This is a genomic window from Pseudomonas mosselii, from assembly GCF_019823065.1.
In the GTDB taxonomy this organism is placed as follows: domain Bacteria; phylum Pseudomonadota; class Gammaproteobacteria; order Pseudomonadales; family Pseudomonadaceae; genus Aquipseudomonas; species Aquipseudomonas mosselii.
Genome location: NZ_CP081966.1, coordinates 5,406,426 through 5,425,841, shown reverse-complemented (window position 1 = coordinate 5,425,841; position 19,416 = coordinate 5,406,426). Strand labels below are relative to the sequence as shown.

The following is a 19,416-nucleotide window of genomic DNA, read 5'->3' as shown; positions in this document are numbered from 1 at the left end:
CAACGCCAGTCGAGGGTTTCAGACCTCCCCCAGAATGGCCACCACCTCGATCATCTGATCCCCCGCCGGCCTGCGCCACAGCACCTCATCCCCAGGTCCGGCGCCCAGCAGCGCCCGTCCCAGCGGCGAGCCCCAGTTGACCAGCCCGTGTACCGCGTCGGCCTGGTCCTCGCCCACCAGTTGCACCTGATGCTCCTGGTTGTCCTCATCGACGAACCGCACTCGGCTGCCGATCTGAACTTTTTCGGTGGACGTGGCGGTCGGTACCACCTGCGCACTCTGCACGCGGGCGCTGAAGTAGCGCAGGTCGCGCTCGGTATCGGCCAGCCGCTGCCGGTCGGCGCGCTCGCCCTGGGCCTGCAGTTCGCTGCGCAGCGCAGTGAGCATGGCCAGCCGCTGCTGCAACTGGGCGAGGCCGGTGGCAGTGACGTAGTTGGGCTGGTCGCTGACCCGTCGCTCCACCGGCTGGCTGGCCTGGGCGGCGGCCTGGTCTTCGTTGACGAATGCTCGGCTCATGGGCGGCCTCCTTTGTGCTGGAGACCATGGTGGCAGGTCGCGGGTTTCAATGATTGTCCGATTGCGACGTCATTTGCGGCGATAGGCGCGGGCGGCGCCCTGGTCCTTTTCCTGCTGCCAGTCGCGGTCGCGCTCGTCCCAGTAGCGCTCACGGTACTCGCGCAGGTCTTCGTTGGACTGCATCGCGTGGCACTGGCGAAAGCCATCGTCCCAGCCGCTTTCGTACTGGCGGTTGTGCAGGTAGCGCGGGACATCCTTGCGAAAGTCGCCGGCCATCAGCCCGGCGGCTTGGCGACCGCTGCTGCAGCCGTCCTGGAAGCCGTCGGCGTAGGCGGGGGGATAGCCCTGGTTGACCATCTGTTCGTGGGTGGTTTCACAACCGGCCAGCAGCAATACGACACACACGCCCAACCAATACCGCGACATATCCACAAGACCTTTAGCGTAATGGTGGAAAGTCTAGGTGGTGAATTGTCGGCGCGATGTCAAAACGCTGTCGAAGGATCGCGACGCGCTCCCACGAGGAAGGCCACGTTGATCAGTATTGGTACCACTTCAGCTCCAGCATCACCTCGTTCTGCGCCGTGGCCAGATGGCTGAACTGCCGGGAGGCGCTCAACCGCAGCCCAAGGTCCCGGCTGATCTCCCACTGCTGGTTCAGGCTCACGCTGCGGCGTACCTCGCCATTGGTGAAGTAATCACCCTTGGCTTCCAGCGTCAGGTTGCCCAGCGGATTGCGCCACAGCAGCCCGCCATTGAACCCGGCTGCCGGCGAGATGAACTCGGCGAAGTCGTTGTGGTGTTCCACCCGCACTGTGCCCAGGGCGAAGCCAAGCAGGTCGTCGCTCAACTGCCAGGTTCCGCCGGCGCCGCCGTTGACGTGGCTGACCAGCACCTCGTCGTCGTGCTTGCCAGGCACCCGCTCCAGGCCCCCGGCAACCTGCCACGACCAGGGCTTGAGCAACTCATTGCGCGGGGTCAGTGAGCGGATGGTGGCCAGGTCCAGGCGCTGCACCTGCCAGTCGTTGCCCTCGTACTGGCGCAATTTGAGCTGAAGGATCTCGATCTGCGCGCCCAGCGGGAAGCCATACAGGTTGTCGTTGAGGTCGTGATAAGCCATGCGCAGGCCGTACTCGGCGTAAGCGCGGTCCTCGCGGGTCCCGACGCCCAGTTGCCAGGTGCGCGACTGATGGCCGTCCTCGGGCAGGCCTGGGCGCTCGATCACCAGCGGTGGCGGCGGGTTGCGGTTGATCGCCCTGAGCAGCTCGAAACTGCGCGCGGCCTGGGCCGGGTCGCGTTCCTGGCCGTTGGCCCGGTAGCGCTCCAGGCGATAGGCGGCATCCTGCACCAGCGCCTGGCGTTCGCGGGGCAGGGCGGTGAAGTCGGGGCTCTGCAACTGAGCGGTATCGGCGCTGATGGCCAGCACCTGCTGTTTTTCCTCATGGTCCAGCGGCTCGGCGCGGGCCAGCAGTTCGCGCTCGCGGGAGGGACGGTAGCGCACATCGGAGACCAACCCCGATTGCTTGACCGCCTTGACCGTGTCGGTGGGAATGGCGGTCAGCGGGAACTGCGAGGTCAGGTCCAGGCTCGGGCGCGCCACCTGCAGCAGTTCCAGCAGGCGGTAGGAGCAGTTCTCGTCGAAGAAGAAGTAGTCGAACTTGATCTGCTTGAGCTCCCACACGTGCTCGACCATGCGTCCGGTCTCCTCGGGCGTCAGGTCCAACTGGTATTCCCAAAGGTCGCGGTTTTCCAGGCTGCGGTACTCGGACAGCTTCTCCTGGTAGGGCATCATCGCGAACAGCCCGGGATAACCGCCCATCAGGCCTTTCCAGGCGTAGAGGATGCTGTTGTCGCTGCCTTCGATATAGGCGCCGAAGTTGATCGCGTAGCTCAGCAGCGTGGTGTCGTCGCGACGGGTGTTGGACTGGTCGATACGCAGCAGCGTGTGGCCGAACATCGACGACGGGCTATTGAGATAGGCCGCCGGGAAGATCAGCGTCGCGCTGTGCGGGTCGATGGATGTGTACCAGGTCTTGAACTCCTGGCAGTCCGGGCTCGGCAGGTCACTGAGGTTCAGCTGTTCGCGCAGCCAGCGGGTACGCGCGGGGAACACGCATTGGGCATGCTTGTCGCCCAGGCTGGCTGGGGCGTACAGGGCGGCGACGGTGGCCTGCAGCTCCTGGTCGGGATGGTGGGCGCCATCCTCGGCGAGGAAAAAGCGTTTGTCGTCCACATAGCTGCGCCAGCCGCCGAGCTTGGCGGTTTCGTAGTGCCCGAGGGCGATCCAGTAGGGCGTGGCCGCCAACTGCTGGACGCGGGCCGGGTCGAGCTGTGGCGCGGCATGAATCGGTGCGCTGACGAGCAGCGCCAGGGGAGCGAGGCGTTTGAACATGTCGGGCAACTACATCCTGATGATGCCGGAAGGTGAAGCGCCAAGCCCGCCCCGCTGCCGGGGCGGGAGGCGTGGTACTTAAGCCTCGGTGGCGTACTTGGCCAGTTGTGGGTCGCTCTTGAGCACGGCCAGGGTGTTGGAGTGGACAGTTTCGGCAGTCACGTCGGCGCTGCTGAAGATCTGCTGGAAGTGCTCGTGGGTGACGGCGGCGAAGCGCGCGCGGTCTTCAGGGGCCACACCGAGGACCACGGCGTAGGTGGTCAGGGCTTCGCCCTGGCCCTGGGCCATGTCTTCGGAGAGCTCGTTCATCATGCCGTTCATGGCAAACCAGGATTTGCCGCCATAGGTGAGCGCGGCCTTGGTCGAGCAGCCGTTGGTGCCCGAGGTCATGCCGAAGGTTGCGTTGCCGGACGTGCCGTTGGTGGTGGAGGCCAGGAAGTGGGCCGGTGTGCCGCGCTGGCCCTCGAACAGCAAGTTGCCCCAGCCGCAGTTCGGGCCGCCCGGCGCTTCGGCCATGGCGTTGATCGAGACAGCGGCGAACAGAGTACCCAGAAGAATCCGTTTCATAGCGTTGTTCTCTTTCTCAAGTGACATACCAATGGTCAGGGTTCTGGCAACGCGGTTGCCAGGGCGGGAGGATTTCCATCCCCCTGCGCAGCTTGGAGTTTAGGCACGATCCAAAGGTTGCGTTGTTTATTGCGAAAAATTGCTTGCGTGATCGGTCATGTTGGGCTGTGACATAAAGTCCCACGGAGCCTTGCCGCTGCGCGCTGGCAGCGCCAGAATGCCTTTCATCCGCCCCGCCGAAGTAAGGAAACCCAATGCCCGATCCTGTCGCCTCGCGCCTGCGTCTCGCGCCCGAAGCCCTGACCCGGCGTTTCTCCGCTGAACAGTTCGCTTTCTCCAACACCGACGACCTGGAGCCGTTTCGTGGCGTCCTGGGCCAGGAGCGTGCCGTCGAGGCCCTGCAGTTCGGCGTGGCCATGCCGCGCCCCGGTTACAACGTGTATGTGATGGGCGAGCCCGGCACGGGCCGCTTCTCGTTCGTCAAGCGTTACCTCAAGGCCGAAGGCAAGCGCCAGCACACCCCGGCCGACTGGCTGTACGTCAACAACTTCGAGGACTCCCGCGAGCCGCGCGCCCTCGAGCTGCCGTCCGGCAGCGCCCATGAGTTCATCAACGACATGAACGGGCTGATCGACAACCTGCTGGCTACCTTCCCGGCAGTGTTCGAACACCCGTCGTACCAGCAGAAGAAGAGCGCCATCGACCGCGCCTTCAACCAGCGCTACGACCGGGCGCTGGACGTGATCGAGCGGGCTTCGCTGGAAAAGGACGTGGCGCTGTACCGCGACAGCAGCAACGTCGCCTTCACCCCCATGGCCGACGGCAAGGCGCTGGACGAGGCCGAGTTTGCCCAACTGCCGGAGGAGGTGCGCGAGCGCTTCCATGAAGACATCGCCGCGCTCGAGGACCGCCTGAACGAGGAACTGTCCAGCCTGCCGCAGTGGAAGCGCGAGTCGAGCAACCAGTTGCGCCAGCTCAATGAAGAGACCATCACCCTCGCCCTGCAGCCGCTGCTGGCGCCGCTGTCGGAGAAATACGCGGAAAACGCCGCGGTGTGCGCCTACTTGCAATCGATGCAGTTGAACCTGCTGCGCACCGTGGTCGAACAGCTGGTCGACGACAGCAAGACCGACGCCGTGGCGCGCAAGATGCTCGAAGAGCAGTACGCGCCCAACCTGGTGGTTGGCCATCCCGGCAAGGGCGGGGCGCCGGTGGTGTTCGAGCCGCATCCGACCTACGACAACCTGTTCGGCCGCATCGAATACAGCACCGACCAGGGCGCGCTGTACACCTCCTATCGCCAGCTGCGCGCGGGAGCGCTGCACCGCGCCAACGGCGGTTTCCTGATCCTGGAAGCGGAGAAGATGCTCGGCGAGCCGTTCGTCTGGGACGCCCTCAAGCGCGCGCTGCAATCGCGCAAGCTGAAGATGGAGTCGCCGCTGGGCGAACTGGGCCGCGTCGCCACCGTCAGCCTGACGCCGCAGGTTATCCCGCTCAGCGTCAAGCTGGTGATCATCGGCTCGCGCCAGCTGTACTACGCGCTGCAGGACCACGACCCGGACTTCCAGGAGATGTTCCGGGTGCTGGTGGACTTCGACGAAGACATGCCGATGGTCGACGAGAACCTGGAGCAGTTTGCCCAGCTGTTGCGCACCCGCACCAACGAAGAGGGCATGGCGCCGCTGACCAGCGACGCGGTGGCGCGCCTGGCCACCTACAGCGCGCGCCTGGCCGAGAACCAGTCGCGGCTGTCGGCGCGGATCGGCGACCTGTTCCAGCTGGTCAGCGAGGCGGACTTCATCCGCCAGCTGGCCAACGAGGCCATGACCGACGCCGGCCATATCGAGCGGGCGCTCAAGGCCAAGGCCCAGCGCACCGGGCGGGTCTCGCAGCGGGTGCTCGACGACATGCTCGCCGGGATCATCCTGATCGATACCGAAGGCGCGGCAATCGGCAAGTGCAACGGCCTGACCGTGCTCGAGGTCGGTGATTCGGCGTTCGGCATGCCCGCGCGGATTTCCGCCACGGTCTATCCGGGCGGCAGCGGCATCGTCGACATCGAGCGCGAGGTCAACCTCGGGCAGCCGATCCACTCCAAGGGGGTGATGATCCTCACCGGCTACCTGGGCAGCCGCTATGCCCAGGAGTTTCCCCTGGCGATTTCGGCGAGCATCGCCCTGGAGCAGTCCTACGGCTACGTCGACGGCGACAGCGCCTCGCTGGGCGAGGCCTGCACGTTGATCTCGGCGCTGTCGCGCACCCCGCTCAAGCAGTGCTTCGCCATCACCGGCTCGATCAACCAGTTCGGCGAGGTGCAGGCGGTCGGCGGGGTCAACGAGAAGATCGAAGGCTTCTTCCGCCTCTGCGAGGCCCGTGGCCTGACCGGCGAGCAGGGCGTGATCATCCCGCGGGCCAACGTCGCTACGTTGATGCTCGACGAGCGGGTAGTGCAGGCGGTCGAGGCCGGGCGCTTCCATGTCTACGCCGTCAGCCAGGCCGACGAGGCGCTGAGCCTGCTGGTCGGCGAGGAAGCCGGCGCGGTCGACGACAAGGGCGAGTTTGCCGAGGGCAGCGTCAACGCCCGGGTGGTCGAGCGCCTGCGGGTGATCGCCGAGATGATCAGCGAGGAAGAGATCAAGGAGGCCGAGAAGGAGCGTATGGAGGAGGTCATCGCCCAGGCCAAGCCTGCCTGAGTCAAAAAATCGGCGCTGGCGGCCATGTGCTACCGTTCAGCGCCGGTTTTCCAACTTTTTCCTCAGGTCGGCTAAAGTGGAACTTAAGGACGTTGTCAGGGTTCAGGATGGAAACAGCCTGAGGGTTTCAGGCTGAACAGGGCTTTACAGAGGGGACGCCGCCATGCGCAACCTCAGCCTCACCCGCCAGTGCCTGGGCCTGGTGACCCGCATCGAATGCAGCATCCGTCCGCTGGCCGGGGACAACGGCATGTGGACCTTGCTGTTCGCCGCCGGCATGGCCGGTGAACAACCCTCGGCGATCAAGGCCCAGGGCCCGTTCCACGGGCCGATGGTGGCCGAGTCGGTGATGAACGCCATCGTCGACAGCCTCACCCTTCATGGCTATCAGGTCGCGGAAGACCCGCAGATCTGGTGCCTGCACCTGCAGGCGCAGTTGCGCCGGATCAACGGTGAGCGGTGCCGCAATCTTGGGGACTATCAGTTCCATCCGGAAACCTGAGCGTTTTTCCTGTGGAACCAGGTTCCCGTGGGAGCGGGCTTGCCCCGCGATAAAGGCCCGGCCTGGCCATTGTGACAGGGCGGCTGGCGCCATCGCGGGGCAAGCCCGCTCCCACGAAGTCGCCTCCACAAAGTCTGCTCGCACGATGCACTGCGGCAACCAGCCGCAGGCTTTTGCTGTCACAGGTGGCTGGCTATACTCGCGATCGCTTTTCCAGTCACTTCACGAGTCCCCCTACTGTCCATGGAACGTATCCTCGAAAACGCGATGTATGCCTCGCGCTGGCTGCTCGCCCCAATCTACTTCGGCCTCTCGCTGGGCCTGCTGGCACTGGCCCTGAAGTTCTTCCAGGAAATCATCCATGTCCTGCCCAACGTCTTCACCCTCGCCGAGGCCGACCTGATCCTGGTGATCCTGTCGCTGATCGACATGTCGCTGGTCGGCGGCCTGCTGGTGATGGTGATGATCTCCGGCTACGAGAACTTCGTCTCGCAACTGGATATCGACGAGAGCAAGGAAAAGCTCAACTGGCTGGGCAAGATGGATTCCTCGTCGCTGAAGATGAAGGTCGCCGCGTCCATCGTCGCCATCTCCTCGATTCACTTGCTGCGGGTGTTCATGGATGCCCAGAACATCTCCACCGACTACCTGATGTGGTACGTGATCATCCACATGACCTTCGTCATCTCGGCATTCGTCATGGGTTACCTGGATCGCATTACCAAACACTGATTCGTTTGGGCGCTATCGCGGGGCAAGCCCGCTCCCACGCAGGCCTTAAGGTTGCGTGGGAGCGGGCTTGCCCCGCGATCTTTCTGACCAGCGGCAGCTTGTGCTTTCGCCGTTGCCGTACAAAAAATGAGCACTCATGCCTGGTTCCCGCAGCGAGGTGCGCCCATGAACCTGCATCAGCTCAATACCGAGGCCAGGGCTGGCCATGTCGACGAACTCAACCTGATCGCCATCGAAGGCGGTGATTACCTGCTCGAGGCCCGGGTCAAGGGCCGTGCCCATCCGCTGGACGATACGCGTGGCAAGCGCTTGCGCGTGCACTCGGTCGAGGACGCCCGCTTGCTCCTGCAATCGATTCCCCTGTTGTCGATGAACCTGGTGCACTGGTCCGTGCAGGATGAGATGTGTGGCCTGGGCCTGCACCCGGAAGAAGACCTCAAGGTCCCGATTTCCCAGCGTTCGGCCTGGTAGCTGCTTCGCGCGGCACCAGTGTGCTAGGCTGCTCGCCCTTTTCATTAGGGCGCGGATGCAGTGCGCCCTTAAGCGGAGCAAGCCAATGTCCGAACTCAACCTGTCCACCGACGAATCCCGCGTCAGCTACGGCATCGGCCGCCAGCTGGGCGGCCAGCTGCGTGACAACCCGCCACCAGGCGTCAACCTGAACGCCATCGTTGCCGGCCTGACCGACGCCTTCAACGGCGCCGATAGCCGCGTCAGCGAACAAGACCTGTCGGCCGCTTTCAAGGTCATCCGCGAAGTGATGCAGGCCGAAGCCGCTGCCAAGGCCGAAGCCGCCGCTGCCGCCGGCAAGGAATTCCTGGCTGAAAACGCCAAGCGTGAAGGCATCGTGACCCTGGCCTCGGGCCTGCAGTACGAAGTGCTGACCGCAGGTGAGGGCGCCAAGCCGTCCCGCGAAGACAACGTGCGCACCCACTACCATGGCACCCTGATCGACGGCACCGTGTTCGACAGCTCCTACGATCGCGGCCAGCCGGCCGAATTCCCGGTCGGTGGCGTGATCGCCGGCTGGACCGAGGCCCTGCAACTGATGAACGCCGGCAGCAAATGGCGCCTGTACGTGCCGAGCGAGCTGGCCTATGGCGCCCAAGGCGTCGGCAGCATCCCGCCGCACAGCACCCTGGTGTTCGACGTCGAGCTGCTCGACGTTCTGTAATGCCTGATCGCGGGGCAAGCCCGCTCCCACTGGTGCTCTGCTACCTCGTGGGAGCGGGCTTGCCCCGCGATGCCTTTCAGTTCCAATCCGTTCCCCCCGGGCGCAACGCCCGCGCATAGCAGAACAGAAACAGATTTCTTACCAGCTCCTTGAGCACCCCGGGTTCACTCGAATTCAGCCCCGTGAGGTCCAGGTCACCCTGGTCACGCAGTTCGTCGAGCGCGTCTTCTTCGAGCACGGCGCACACTTCGCCGGTCTCGCGATGCAGGATGCGCAGGTAGGGGTGGGGGCGGTCGAGCCAGGCGTCGATCAGATAGGTCATGGCTATTCTCCTTGGATAGCGCTTCCAATGAGAATAATTCTTATTATCAAAATAGCAAGTGACTATTGGAAGAATTCTTCCGAATGGTGCAGGCGATCCTGTTGCAGGATCTGTCAGGGCCGCCCGTTGGGCAGCCCCGAGGGGCAGGCGATCAGACCTTGCGCACGAACTCGGACTTGAGCTTCATCGCGCCGATGCCGTCGATCTTGCAGTCGATGTCGTGGTCGCCGTCGCACAGGCGGATGTTCTTGACCTTGGTGCCGACCTTGACCACCAGGGACGACCCCTTGACCTTGAGGTCCTTGATCACGGTGACAGTGTCGCCGTCCTGCAGGACGTTGCCGACCGAATCCTTCTTCACCACGTCGTCGCTGGCGGCTTCGGCTTCGCCGCTGGCCGACCACTCGTGGGCGCATTCGGGGCAGATCAGTTGAGTGCCATCCTCATAGGTGTATTCGGAGTTGCATTGGGGGCAGGGTGGCAGAGTGCTCACGGCTTTTCCTTTCAAGTACAGGCGGGTAAAGACGCACATTGTATAGGGTTTAGTGATTTCCTGCACAAACGCATCGCGGGGCAAGCCCGCTCCCACGCCATGATGTGTGCTGGCGTGGGAGCGGGCTTGCCCCGCGATGAGGGTGTTGCGATGAATCAGTGGGTGCGCGCGACCGCGAACTCGCTCAACTCGACCAGGGCATCCCGGTACTCGCTGGCCGGCAGCACTTCCAGGCAGGCGATGGCGCGGGCGACGTAGTCGCGGGCCATCTGCGCGGTGTAGTCCAGGGCACCGGACGCCTCGACGGCGATGCGGATCTGCTCCAGGTCTTCCAGGCCGCCTTTCTGGATCGCCTGGCGCACCAGCGCAGCCTGCTCTTGGGTGCCTTCGCGCATGGTGTAGATCAGCGGCAGGGTCGGCTTGCCTTCGGCCAGGTCGTCACCGACGTTCTTGCCCAGGGTCTCGGAGTCGCCCTTGTAGTCCAGCAGGTCGTCGACCAGCTGGAAAGCCACGCCCAAGTGGTCGCCAAAGGTGCGCAGGGCTTCGCGCTGCTCGTCGGTGGCGCCGGCCAGCGCGGCGGCGCTGTGGGTCGAGGCCTCGAACAGCATGGCGGTCTTGCCGCGGATGACGTCCATGTACACCTCTTCGGTGGTGCTGGCGTCGCGCACGCGCGACAGCTGCAGTACCTCGCCCTCGGCGATCACCCGGGTGGCCTTGGACAGGATCTGCATGACCGGCATCGAGCCCAGCTCGACCATCATCTCGAACGAACGCGAATAGAGGAAGTCGCCCACCAGCACGCTCGGCGCGTTGCCCCACAGGGCGTTGGCGGTGGAGCGGCCACGGCGCATGCCGGACATGTCGACCACGTCGTCGTGCAGCAGGGTGGCTGTGTGCAGGAACTCGATGGTCGCCGCCAGCAGACGCAGGTCGTCGCCCTCGCGGCCCAGGGCCTTGCCGCACAGCAGCACCAGCAGGGGACGCAGGCGCTTGCCGCCGGCGGACGTGATATAGTCACCGATCTTCGATACCAGCGGGACGCGCGAGGTCAGCTGCTTCTTGATGATCTCGTCGACGGCGCTGAAATCGTCAGCTACCGCGCGGTAGAAGGATTGGGGTTGCATCGGCTGCTCCATTGAGGTTGCGCGGCATGCTAGGTCGCAGGTACCGGTGTGTCAAGGCGCGCTGCCCGTGGCCCCGGGCCGGCACTTGCAAGCATTTATAGGGTTGCGTACAATCGCGCACCCTAACTTTCCTGGGCAGCACCTGCCTTACGCAATTGCACCGGGCCGTTCCAGCCCTGTGCAGCCATGCCAGCCAATACTCATCATATAAAGCGCTGGGTGAGCAGGATTATCGGAGAAATACCATGTCTTACGCAGTAATCGTTACCGGCGGCAAGCAGTACAAAGTCGCTGAAGGTGAATTCCTCAAGATCGAAAAACTGGAAGTCGCCACTGGCGAATCCGTGACCTTCGATCGCGTTCTGCTGGTCGCCAACGGTGAAGAAGTCACCATCGGCGCTCCAGTTGTTGCTGGCGCTAAAGTAGTGGCCGAAGTCGTTTCGCAAGGCCGCCACGACAAGGTTCGCATCATCAAGTTCCGTCGTCGTAAGCACCACATGAAGCGCATGGGCCACCGCCAGTGGTTCACCGAAATCAAAATCACCGGTATCCAGGCTTAATCGCCCCGATCCCCTGAATTTATTGGAGAATTGAACCATGGCTCACAAGAAGGCTGGTGGTAGTACTCGTAACGGTCGCGACTCAGAATCTAAACGCCTTGGCGTGAAGATGTATGGCGGCCAGGTGATCAAGCCGGGCAACATCATCGTCCGTCAGCGCGGCACCGAATTCCACGCTGGCTACGGCGTTGGCATGGGCAAGGATCACACCCTGTTCGCCAAGATCGAAGGCGTGATCAAGTTCGAGAAGAAAGGCGAGTTCATGCGCCGTTACGTGAGCATCGTCGCCGCTTAATCGCGACGTCGCTCCAGAAGCCCCGTCATGCGACGGGGCTTTTTCGTTTGTGGTGAGCCTCTTGCAAAGCTGTTTGAATGGGCTGCCGGCGTTGGTTTCTGGTTCGTACGGGGCCGCCGCGCTCATCTTCGCAAGAGCCTCATGGTTTTCTGGTTTTCGACTCGTCATCCGACGAGAGGCGGTTTTGAATGAAGTTTGTAGACGAAGTATCGATCCGGGTTAAGGCCGGTGACGGCGGCAACGGTTGCATGAGCTTCCGCCGCGAGAAATTCATCGAGAACGGCGGTCCCAACGGCGGTGACGGCGGCGATGGCGGCTCGGTGTACATGGTGGCCGACGAGAACCTCAATACCCTCGTCGACTACCGCTACACCCGTCACCACGAAGCCCAGCGCGGCTCCAACGGCGGCAGCACAGACTGCACCGGCAAGAAGGGTGACGACCTGTTCCTGCGCGTGCCGGTGGGCACCACCGTGATCGACGCAGCCACCCAGGAAGTCATCGGTGACCTGGTTACCCCGGGCCAGAAGCTGATGGTCGCCCAGGGCGGCTGGCACGGCCTGGGCAACACCCGCTTCAAGTCCAGCACCAACCGTGCGCCGCGCCAGACCACCCCGGGCAAGCCCGGCGATCAGCGCGACCTGAAGATGGAAATGAAGGTCCTGGCCGACGTCGGCCTACTGGGCCTGCCGAACGCCGGCAAGAGCACCTTCATCCGTTCGGTCTCGGCCGCCAAGCCGAAAGTCGCCGACTATCCGTTCACCACCCTGGTGCCGAACCTGGGCGTGGTCAGCGTCGACCGCTGGAAGAGTTTCGTCATCGCCGACATCCCCGGGCTGATCGAAGGCGCCTCCGAAGGCGCCGGCCTGGGTATCCGCTTCCTCAAGCACCTGGCGCGTACCCGCGTGCTGCTGCACCTGGTCGACCTGGCGCCGCTGGACGGCAGCAGCCCGGCCGATGCCGCCGAGATCATCATCAACGAGCTGGCGCAGTTCAGCCCGGCACTGGTTGACCGTGAGCGCTGGCTGGTGCTGAACAAGGCCGACATGATCATGGACGACGAGCGTGACGAGCGCGTCAAGGAAGTGGTCGAGCGCCTGAACTGGGAGGGGCCGGTCTATGTGATCTCGGCCATCGCCAAGCAGGGCACCGAGAAGCTCAGCCACGACCTGATGCGCTACCTCGAGGACCGCGCCGACCGCCTGGCCAACGACCCGGCCTACGCCGAGGAACTGGCCGAGCTCGACCAGCGCATTGAGGACGAGGCCCGCGCCCAGCTGCAGGCTCTGGACGATGCCCGCACCCTGCGCCGCACCGGTGTCAAGAGCGTGCACGACATCGGCGACGATGACGACTGGGATGATTTCGAGGACGACGAAGACGGCCCGGAAATCATTTACGTGCGCGACTGATCGGTTGCAGTACACTAAACGCCGCTCTCTGGAGCGGCGTTTTTGTATCCACGGTATCTACAGATTCGACATAGGTTGGAAGAGAAGATGCGAAGCAAGGTGACTGGCGCCAGGCGCTGGGTCGTGAAGATCGGTAGCGCGCTGCTGACCGCCGATGGCAAGGGCCTCGACCGCGGCGCCATGGCGGTATGGGTCGAGCAGATGGTGGCCCTGCGCGAAGCGGGCGTGGAACTGGTGCTGGTCTCCTCCGGAGCCGTGGCCGCCGGCATGAGCCAGCTGGGCTGGACCTCGCGACCGAGCGCGATGAACGAGCTGCAGGCCGCCGCCTCGATCGGCCAGATGCGCCTGGTGCAGGCCTGGGAGTCTAGCTTCGGCGAGCACGGCAAGCACACCGCGCAGATCTTGCTGACCCACGACGACCTTTCCGACCGCAAGCGTTACCTCAACGCCCGCAGCACCCTGCGCACCCTGGTCGACTTGGGCGTGGTGCCGGTGATCAACGAGAACGACACCGTGGTCACCGACGAGATCCGCTTCGGCGACAACGACACCCTGGCCGCGCTGGTGGCCAACCTGGTGGAAGCCGACCTGCTGGTGATCCTCACCGACCGCGACGGCATGTTCGACGCCGACCCGCGCAACAACCCCGAAGCCCAGCTGATCTACGAAGCCCGTGCCGACGACCCCTCGCTGGATGCCGTGGCCGGCGGCACCGGCGGCGCCCTGGGCCGCGGCGGCATGCAGACCAAGCTGCGCGCCGCGCGCCTGGCCGCCCGTTCCGGTGCCCATACCATCATCATCGGTGGCCGTATCGAGCGCGTGCTGGATCGCCTCAAGGCCGGCGAGCGCCTGGGCACCCTGCTGTCGCCCGAGCGCGGCATGCTCGCCGCGCGCAAGCAGTGGCTGGCCGGCCACCTGCAGACCCGTGGCACCCTGGTGCTCGACGACGGCGCCGTGAAGGCCTTGCGCGAATCGAACAAGAGCCTGCTGCCGGTGGGCGTGAAGACCGTGCAGGGCAGCTTCCGTCGTGGCGAGATGGTGGTCTGCGTCGGCCCCGACGGCCTGGAAGTGGCCCGTGGCCTGGCCAACTACAGCGCCCTGGAGGCGCAGAAGATCATCGGCCAGCCGTCCGACGCCATCGAGAGCCTGCTGGGCTACAGCGCCGAGCCTGAGCTGGTGCACCGCGACAACCTGGTCCTGGTCTGAAGGAGATCACCGTGCTGAAAAGGATGTTTGCCGTGGCGGCGATGCTGCTGCCGATGCTGGCCGGGGCCGAGGAGATCGGCCAGGTGTCCACCGTGTTCAAGTTCGTCGGGCCCAACGACCGTATCGTGGTCGAGGCGTTCGATGATCCGAAGGTCGACGGCGTGACCTGCTACCTGTCGCGGGCCAAGACTGGCGGTATCAAGGGGGGCTTGGGGTTGGCCGAGGACCGTGCCGAGGCGTCGATCGCCTGCCGTCAGGTCGGGCCGATCCACTTCAAGGGTGACTTGAAGGATGGCGAGGAAGTATTCAAGGAGCGCACCTCGCTGGTGTTCAAGACCATGCAGGTGGTGCGTTTTCTCGACAAGAAGCGCAATACGCTGGTGTACCTGGTATATAGCGATCGCCTGATCGAAGGCAGCCCGCAAAATGCGGTGACGGCGATTCCGATTGTGCCTTGGGCACAGCAATAACCCGATAGATAGCAGGGAGGCCTTCGGCCTCCTTTCGCGACACAAGGGCCGCAACGCGGCCCCAGTGCACAGATGTCAGGCCAGTTCCTCGGCCTCATCCTCACGCACGATCGCCTTCACCTCATCGCGACGGCTGATGTACTTCCAGTCCGCTTCGTCGATGTAGATGCCATTCGGCCCGCTGCCGCCTTCCAGGTCGATCGCCACCCGTGCCGACACCTGCGGCTTCACGCTCGCCAGGATCGGCACGAAGCCCAGCTGCTGGCTGGTCTCCAGCAATGCTGCCTGGTTGCGTTCGTCGATGTCCGCCGCCTCGTCGAGGTAGTACGGCAGGCGAATGCGCCCGGCCAGGTCGCGGTCCATCAGGTGCAGCAACAGGTACATGTTGGTCAGCGCCTTGATGGTCATGGTGGTGCCGTTGGACGCGGCGCCGTCGATGTCGGCGTGGATCACCGGCTGGCTGTTGATCTTGGTGATCTCGAAGGCCAGTTCGAACAGGTCCTTCAGACCCAGCTGGTTGTGGTTGGCCGCCACCAGCCGCGCCAGGTACTCCTTGGCCTCTTCGTTCTTGTGATCCTGTTCGGCGCTTTGCGTCAGGTCGAACACCGACAGCGTTTCGCCTTCTTCGTACTGGCCGGCGCTGTGGATGATCTGGTCGATGTGCCGGAGCGCTTCCTTGTTCGGTGCCAGCACCACGCGGAAGCTCTCCAGGTTGGACACCTGGCGCTTGTTGATCTCGCGGTTGAACAGCGCCAGCTGGTGCTCGAGGCTGTCGTAGTCGCTGCGGATGTTGCGCAGGGTCCGGGCGATGTCGGTGACCGCGGCGCGGCGGGCCTTGGCCAGGGTCAGCGCTTCCTCGGTGCGGTGCGAGTAGGCGTTGATCAACAGCTGCAGGCGGCGCTCCATGTCGTCCTCGCTGTCGAACTTGGCCACGCCTTTGAGGCGCACCTGGGCGTACAGCGCCTCGATCTGGTTGTCCACGCGCTGCAGCGCCTGCCAGCTGTCCTGGTAGTCGTTGAGCAGCGGCAGCAGGTTGTCCATGGAGTCGTCGATGGCTTCCATGAACGGCGTGCCGAACGGCAGGTCGGCCGGCAGCAGTTGGCGGCGGCGCAGGGCGTCTTCGAGGGTGCGCTGCTTGGCTTCGAGGTCGGCGATCTGCCGACCCACCAGCTGCAGCTTGGCCGACAGCTGCTGGACGCGCTCGGTGAAGGCGTCGCTGGAGCGCTTGAGCTCATCCTGGGCGGCTTCCAGCTGGCCCAGTTGCTCCATCTTCTCCGGCTCTTCGGCGGCCAGGGTCTCGGTACGGCGGAAGTCTTCCAGGGCCTTCTGCGCATCCAGCACCTGCTGGTACAGGGCCTCGGTCTGCGCCTTGCTGGCGGCGCGGTCGAGGGCCACGGCCTGCTGGGTCTTGAGCTGCTTGAGTTCTTTTTCCAGGCGCTCCTTCTGGTCGCGCAGGGCGGCGCGGTCGGCCAGGGCCTGCAGCGCGGGTGGGTCGATGTGCGAGATGTCGATGGACAGGCCCGGCACTTCGAAGCGTTCGCCCTTGAAGCGGTCGAGCACGCCTTCGAGGGTCTTCACCCACACATCGCTGTCGTCCAGCTCGATGCCACGGTCGCCCAGCGGCAGGCTGAACAGCGCGCCGTTGAACAGGCGCATCAGGCGGTCGACGTCCTGCTGCGAGAACTCTTCGCGCAGGCGGGCATAGCTGTTGTTGTCGGCGTGGTCGAGTTGCTGCTTGACCGCCTTGACGCGTTTTTCCAGGTCGCGCACGCGCTCGTCGAGGTCTTCGGCGGAGAACTGACGCGACTGGGCCAGGGCACCGGCCAGTTCGTCGTGGGCGTCCTTGGCGGCCAGCAGCTGCTGTTCCAGCACCTTGACGTCGGTGACCAGGGCGAAGCGGTGCTTGAGCACCGACAGCTCACCCAGCCAGCGCTGGATACCGGTGATCTCCCGTTCCAGGCGCATCAGCTCCTGGGTGCCGCCGCGCTGGTCGTTCTGCAGGCGGTCCTGTTCGCCACGGTAGTGCTCGGCCTGGATGGTCAGCTCTTCCTTGCGCGCCATGGCGTATTCCTGCCAGGTGCCCAGCAGGTTGTCGAGCAAGGGCGAGATGCGGTGCAGCTTGCCGCGCAGGATGTCGCGCTGGGCCACGCCGCCGGCCAGGGCCTCGACCAGGGGGCCTGCGGCCACCAAGGCGTTGTAGTCGCCCTCCATGCGGCGCACGTCGCGGAAGGCCTCTTCGCAGGCGGCGATGTAGTCGACGCTGCCCGAGCGCAAGCTGTGCTCGAAGGCATCGAGGAACAGCTGCTTGAGCTTGGCGGCGGTGATCTCGCGCATGTGCAGCAGGTTAATGAACAGCGCGCGGAAGGTCTTAAGGCTCTGCTCGCTGGTCGAGCGCAGCGGGATCAGGGTCAGGTCCAGCGGCACCGAGGTGTGGCCGCCGACCAGCAGCCGGCGCAGTTCATCCGGCTTGAGCTCGTAGGCTTTCAGGCCATGGCGCTCGAGGTTGGTGAACAGCTCCTTCTGGCGCAGGCAGGTGTCGTCTTTCTGGTAGTGGGCCAGGTCCAGCTCGCCCTGGTAGGCGAAGAACTGGTGGCCGAAGCCGCCGCCCGGGCCGCGGCCAACCACGCCGATCACATGCGGGCCGTGGGGCAGGTTCAGCTCGGTGAGGATGTAGCTGGTGTCGCTGGCGAAGTAGAAGCGGCGCGACTGTTCCAGGCTGTACTTGCCGAAGCTCATGTCGGACATGCGCGCCAGGATCGGGAACTGCAGGGCGTTGATCGACGCCGATTTACCCAGGTTGTTGGCGCCATAGACCGACAGCGGGTGTTCCAGGGGGAACAGGCCGAGACTGTAGCCGGCGGTGTTGAGCAGTGCGAAGCGGCGGATGCCGTAGCGTTCCTGGCTCATGCGTCAATCTCCTGTTGCTCTTCGCGGATCGCCCGGGCCAGGGCGTCCTCTTCGCTTTCCTCGCCATCGAACGGGGTGAGGTCGAGCGGGTCGTCGGTGCGGTTGAGTTCCTCGGGGGTTTCTTCCACCACCAGCACGGGCACCGGCAGCGGCAGGTCGCTGTGCAGGGTGGCGGCCAGGTCGCGGTCCTGCTGGACCGACAGGCACACGTCGAGGAAACGGTGCATCGGCGGCATGAAGCGGTAGATGCCGCCCTCTTCGAAGGCGAAGCCCAATTGGGTCATGCGGCGCATGATCTTTTCTTCGAGCTCGTCGACGGTCTGCACTTCGGCCTGCAGGAACAGGTCGCGGTATTTGTCGAGCAGCGACGGCAGTTCGTCGCGGCCGATGCTGCCACCGTCGAGCACGGCCATCGGGTCGCGGCCCTGGTCGGCCAGGTGCTCGACCAGGATGAAGGTGAACAGCGACAGGCGCTGGGCGGTCTTGTTGACCTGCGCGGCGGCCTGCTCGGGGACGAAGTAGTAGAAGCCGCGGGTGTCGCAGACCAGCTCGAAGCCCAGGGCCTTGAACAGGGTGCGGTACTGGTCCTGGAAGTTCGACAGCTGGGCGTACAGCTCCGGATCGCGGCGGCTGATGTGGAAGCCCTTGAACAGCTCGCGGAAGATCGGCGCGAGCTGGGACAGTTCGGAAAGATCAAGATGCATGGACGGGGCTCGCGGTGGATTCGGTCGGGGTCGCCGGCTTGTTGTCGCGGTTGGAGGTCAGGGCGAAGGAGCGCAGGCTGACCAGGTGTTCGCGGGTAAGGTATTGCTGGCGATCGAGGCGCTCGCGGCTGAAGCGCTTCTCGCGCGACAGGCGCGAGAACCAGTACAGCAACTCGTCGGTGGCGCCCTCGGGCTCCTGCTCCAGCAGCCAGACCATCAGGTCCGGCAGCGGCAGGGCGTCCTCGCAGCGTTCGAGCATCTCTTTGACCGTGCGCGGGGCACGGGGCAGCGGGCCCTTTTGCGTCTTGTGCGCCTTGGGGAAGCGCGCAGGCTTGGGCTCGAAGCGGGCCAGGGCGTAGACGTACGCCTCGACCTGGCTGGCGCTGCCGAGGAAGGTGCTCTGCGGACGGGTGAACAGCGGCATGGCGGCCTGCGGCACGGCGTCGATACCCTTCTTGCGGATCACCGACAAGGCCAGGGCAGCGCCACGGGTCACGGCATTGTGCCGGCGCGCTTCTTCACGCAGCGGCAGCAGCAGTTCGCGGGCGTGACGCAGGGTCAGCTGGGCGCTGGTCTGCATTTCGAGAATGCGCGCATGGGTGCGCAGCAGCATGTCGTCGTCGACCAGGTGGCCGAGGCGCGCCTGCTCGCCCAAAAGGCGCAGCAGCACGGTCTCGACCTTGCGCACGCCCTGCTCGAAGGCGCCGTCGGCATTGACCAGCTGGATCATCGGCTCGACGTACTCGTCCCAGGTCGCCAGTACTTCGGCGTAGCGCTGGCGCAGGGGGATCTGCCGGTTGCTGGTCTTGGCCCGCTCGGCCACGGCCACCAGCGCCTGCTCGTCGTTGTCGAGCTTCTTCAGCACGTCGCGCACGCGCATGTCGAGCAGGCGCAACTGGCGCGCCAGGTCGTCGCTGTCGCGGTTGTCGAAGGCGTCCTGGATATGCCCGGCCAGGCGTTCCAGGTGGCGCAGGTAGGCCTCGATCTCCAGGCACAGGCCCAGCCGGTGTTCGCGGCGCAGGTAGGCGAGGAAGTCGTGGATCTGCGCGTTGAGCTCGAATCGGTTCGGGCTCTTGGCCACCGGGACCAGGATGTCCAGGCGGATCCACACGTCGAGCAGCTGGGTGATGTCCTGCGGGGTGCTTTCCACCTGCTGGCGGGCCAACTGCTGGCGCAGCTCGACCAGGCTCAGGGTGCCCTGGTCGAAGCGCTCGCACAGCGGCTCGATCAGGGCCCAGTGTTCGGCTAGGGCGCGCAGGACGCGCTTGGGTTCGATCATTGGCGGGTCGACTCGTTGCCAAATAAAAGGGGCGATTGTACTGCATCCAAGGGGGAGGATTTCACCCC

General features: G+C 64.7%; 20 protein-coding genes. 10 read left to right on the top strand and 10 right to left on the bottom strand.

The window, feature by feature from the left end; all coding sequences use genetic code 11:
- Positions 1-18: 18 nt before the first annotated feature.
- The 4 genes from K5H97_RS25245 to K5H97_RS25230 form a co-directional block, all read right to left on the bottom strand.
- Positions 19-516 carry a GreA/GreB family elongation factor gene (locus K5H97_RS25245; protein WP_028691186.1) on the bottom strand — a complete coding sequence of 166 codons (498 nt, stop codon included), beginning with the start codon at positions 514-516 and terminating at the stop codon, positions 19-21.
- A gap of 69 nt (positions 517-585) precedes the next feature.
- A complete protein-coding gene (locus K5H97_RS25240) occupies positions 586-942 on the bottom strand; it encodes a hypothetical protein (protein ID WP_028691185.1) in 357 nt (118 codons plus the stop codon).
- A gap of 112 nt (positions 943-1,054) precedes the next feature.
- The gene (locus K5H97_RS25235; RefSeq protein ID WP_028691184.1) at positions 1,055-2,908 is read right to left on the bottom strand and encodes an Lnb N-terminal periplasmic domain-containing protein; all 1,854 of its coding nucleotides are present in this window, start codon (positions 2,906-2,908) and stop codon (positions 1,055-1,057) included.
- 78 nt (positions 2,909-2,986) lie between these two features.
- Positions 2,987-3,475 carry a DUF3015 domain-containing protein gene (locus K5H97_RS25230; protein WP_028691183.1) on the bottom strand — a complete coding sequence of 163 codons (489 nt, stop codon included), beginning with the start codon at positions 3,473-3,475 and terminating at the stop codon, positions 2,987-2,989.
- 254 nt (positions 3,476-3,729) lie between these two features.
- On the opposite strand from K5H97_RS25230, the gene K5H97_RS25225 reads away from it, so the two are divergent.
- The 5 genes from K5H97_RS25225 (at position 3,730) to K5H97_RS25205 (ending at position 8,576) form a co-directional block, all read left to right on the top strand.
- Entirely contained in the window at positions 3,730-6,168 is a 2,439-nt protein-coding gene (locus K5H97_RS25225; protein WP_028691182.1) for a Lon protease family protein, read from the top strand.
- A gap of 163 nt (positions 6,169-6,331) precedes the next feature.
- On the top strand, positions 6,332-6,670 hold the full coding sequence (locus K5H97_RS25220) for a PA4575 family protein (protein ID WP_023631147.1): 339 nt from the start codon (positions 6,332-6,334) through the stop codon (positions 6,668-6,670).
- A 243-nt stretch (positions 6,671-6,913) separates the two neighbouring features.
- Positions 6,914-7,402 carry a TIGR00645 family protein gene (locus tag K5H97_RS25215; protein ID WP_023631146.1) on the top strand — a complete coding sequence of 163 codons (489 nt, stop codon included), beginning with the start codon at positions 6,914-6,916 and terminating at the stop codon, positions 7,400-7,402.
- Positions 7,403-7,567: 165 nt separating this feature from the next.
- Positions 7,568-7,873, top strand: a complete 306-nt coding sequence (locus tag K5H97_RS25210; RefSeq protein WP_028691181.1) for a DUF6482 family protein — start codon at positions 7,568-7,570, stop codon at positions 7,871-7,873.
- Positions 7,874-7,958: 85 nt separating this feature from the next.
- The gene (locus tag K5H97_RS25205) at positions 7,959-8,576 is read left to right on the top strand and encodes an FKBP-type peptidyl-prolyl cis-trans isomerase (RefSeq protein ID WP_028691180.1); all 618 of its coding nucleotides are present in this window, start codon (positions 7,959-7,961) and stop codon (positions 8,574-8,576) included.
- 76 nt (positions 8,577-8,652) lie between these two features.
- Here the strand turns inward: K5H97_RS25205 and K5H97_RS25200 are convergent, their stop codons facing one another.
- The 3 genes from K5H97_RS25200 to K5H97_RS25190 all read right to left on the bottom strand — a co-directional run bounded on the left by K5H97_RS25200 (position 8,653) and on the right by K5H97_RS25190 (position 10,515).
- On the bottom strand, positions 8,653-8,898 hold the full coding sequence (locus tag K5H97_RS25200) for a PA4570 family protein (protein ID WP_028691179.1): 246 nt from the start codon (positions 8,896-8,898) through the stop codon (positions 8,653-8,655).
- 151 nt (positions 8,899-9,049) lie between these two features.
- On the bottom strand, positions 9,050-9,391 hold the full coding sequence (locus tag K5H97_RS25195; RefSeq protein WP_028691178.1) for a zinc ribbon domain-containing protein YjdM: 342 nt from the start codon (positions 9,389-9,391) through the stop codon (positions 9,050-9,052).
- Positions 9,392-9,546: 155 nt separating this feature from the next.
- Positions 9,547-10,515: a polyprenyl synthetase family protein gene (locus K5H97_RS25190; protein ID WP_028691177.1), complete on the bottom strand. Its 969-nt coding sequence runs from the start codon at positions 10,513-10,515 to the stop codon at positions 9,547-9,549.
- A 245-nt stretch (positions 10,516-10,760) separates the two neighbouring features.
- Here K5H97_RS25190 and rplU point away from each other — a divergent pair, with 245 nt between their 5' ends.
- The 5 genes from rplU (at position 10,761) to K5H97_RS25165 (ending at position 14,458) form a co-directional block, all read left to right on the top strand.
- Entirely contained in the window at positions 10,761-11,075 is a 315-nt protein-coding gene (gene rplU / locus K5H97_RS25185) for a 50S ribosomal protein L21 (protein ID WP_003247466.1), read from the top strand.
- Positions 11,076-11,112: 37 nt separating this feature from the next.
- On the top strand, positions 11,113-11,370 hold the full coding sequence (gene rpmA, locus K5H97_RS25180; RefSeq protein WP_003247464.1) for a 50S ribosomal protein L27: 258 nt from the start codon (positions 11,113-11,115) through the stop codon (positions 11,368-11,370).
- 188 nt (positions 11,371-11,558) lie between these two features.
- A complete protein-coding gene (cgtA, locus tag K5H97_RS25175; protein WP_028691176.1) occupies positions 11,559-12,782 on the top strand; it encodes an Obg family GTPase CgtA in 1,224 nt (407 codons plus the stop codon).
- Between the two features lie 87 nt (positions 12,783-12,869).
- On the top strand, positions 12,870-13,988 hold the full coding sequence (gene proB, locus K5H97_RS25170; protein WP_028691175.1) for a glutamate 5-kinase: 1,119 nt from the start codon (positions 12,870-12,872) through the stop codon (positions 13,986-13,988).
- A gap of 23 nt (positions 13,989-14,011) precedes the next feature.
- Positions 14,012-14,458 (top strand): CreA family protein, encoded by a 447-nt coding sequence (locus tag K5H97_RS25165; RefSeq protein ID WP_162175267.1) that lies wholly within the window; start codon positions 14,012-14,014, stop codon positions 14,456-14,458.
- Between the two features lie 75 nt (positions 14,459-14,533).
- Here K5H97_RS25165 and mksF read toward each other — a convergent pair whose 3' ends face one another.
- Genes mksF through mksB form a run of 3 tightly spaced genes read right to left on the bottom strand, consistent with a single transcriptional unit; the run spans position 14,534 to position 19,348 of the window.
- A complete protein-coding gene (gene mksF, locus K5H97_RS25160; protein WP_028691173.1) occupies positions 14,534-17,365 on the bottom strand; it encodes an Mks condensin complex protein MksF in 2,832 nt (943 codons plus the stop codon).
- Positions 17,362-18,069 carry an Mks condensin complex protein MksE gene (gene mksE, locus K5H97_RS25155; protein ID WP_011532174.1) on the bottom strand — a complete coding sequence of 236 codons (708 nt, stop codon included), beginning with the start codon at positions 18,067-18,069 and terminating at the stop codon, positions 17,362-17,364. Before mksE ends, mksF begins: the two co-directional genes overlap by 4 nt.
- Complete coding sequence (gene mksB / locus K5H97_RS25150; protein ID WP_028691172.1) at positions 18,059-19,348, bottom strand: Mks condensin complex protein MksB; 1,290 nt, start codon at positions 19,346-19,348, stop codon at positions 18,059-18,061. Before mksB ends, mksE begins: the two co-directional genes overlap by 11 nt.
- Positions 19,349-19,416: the final 68 nt, after the last annotated feature.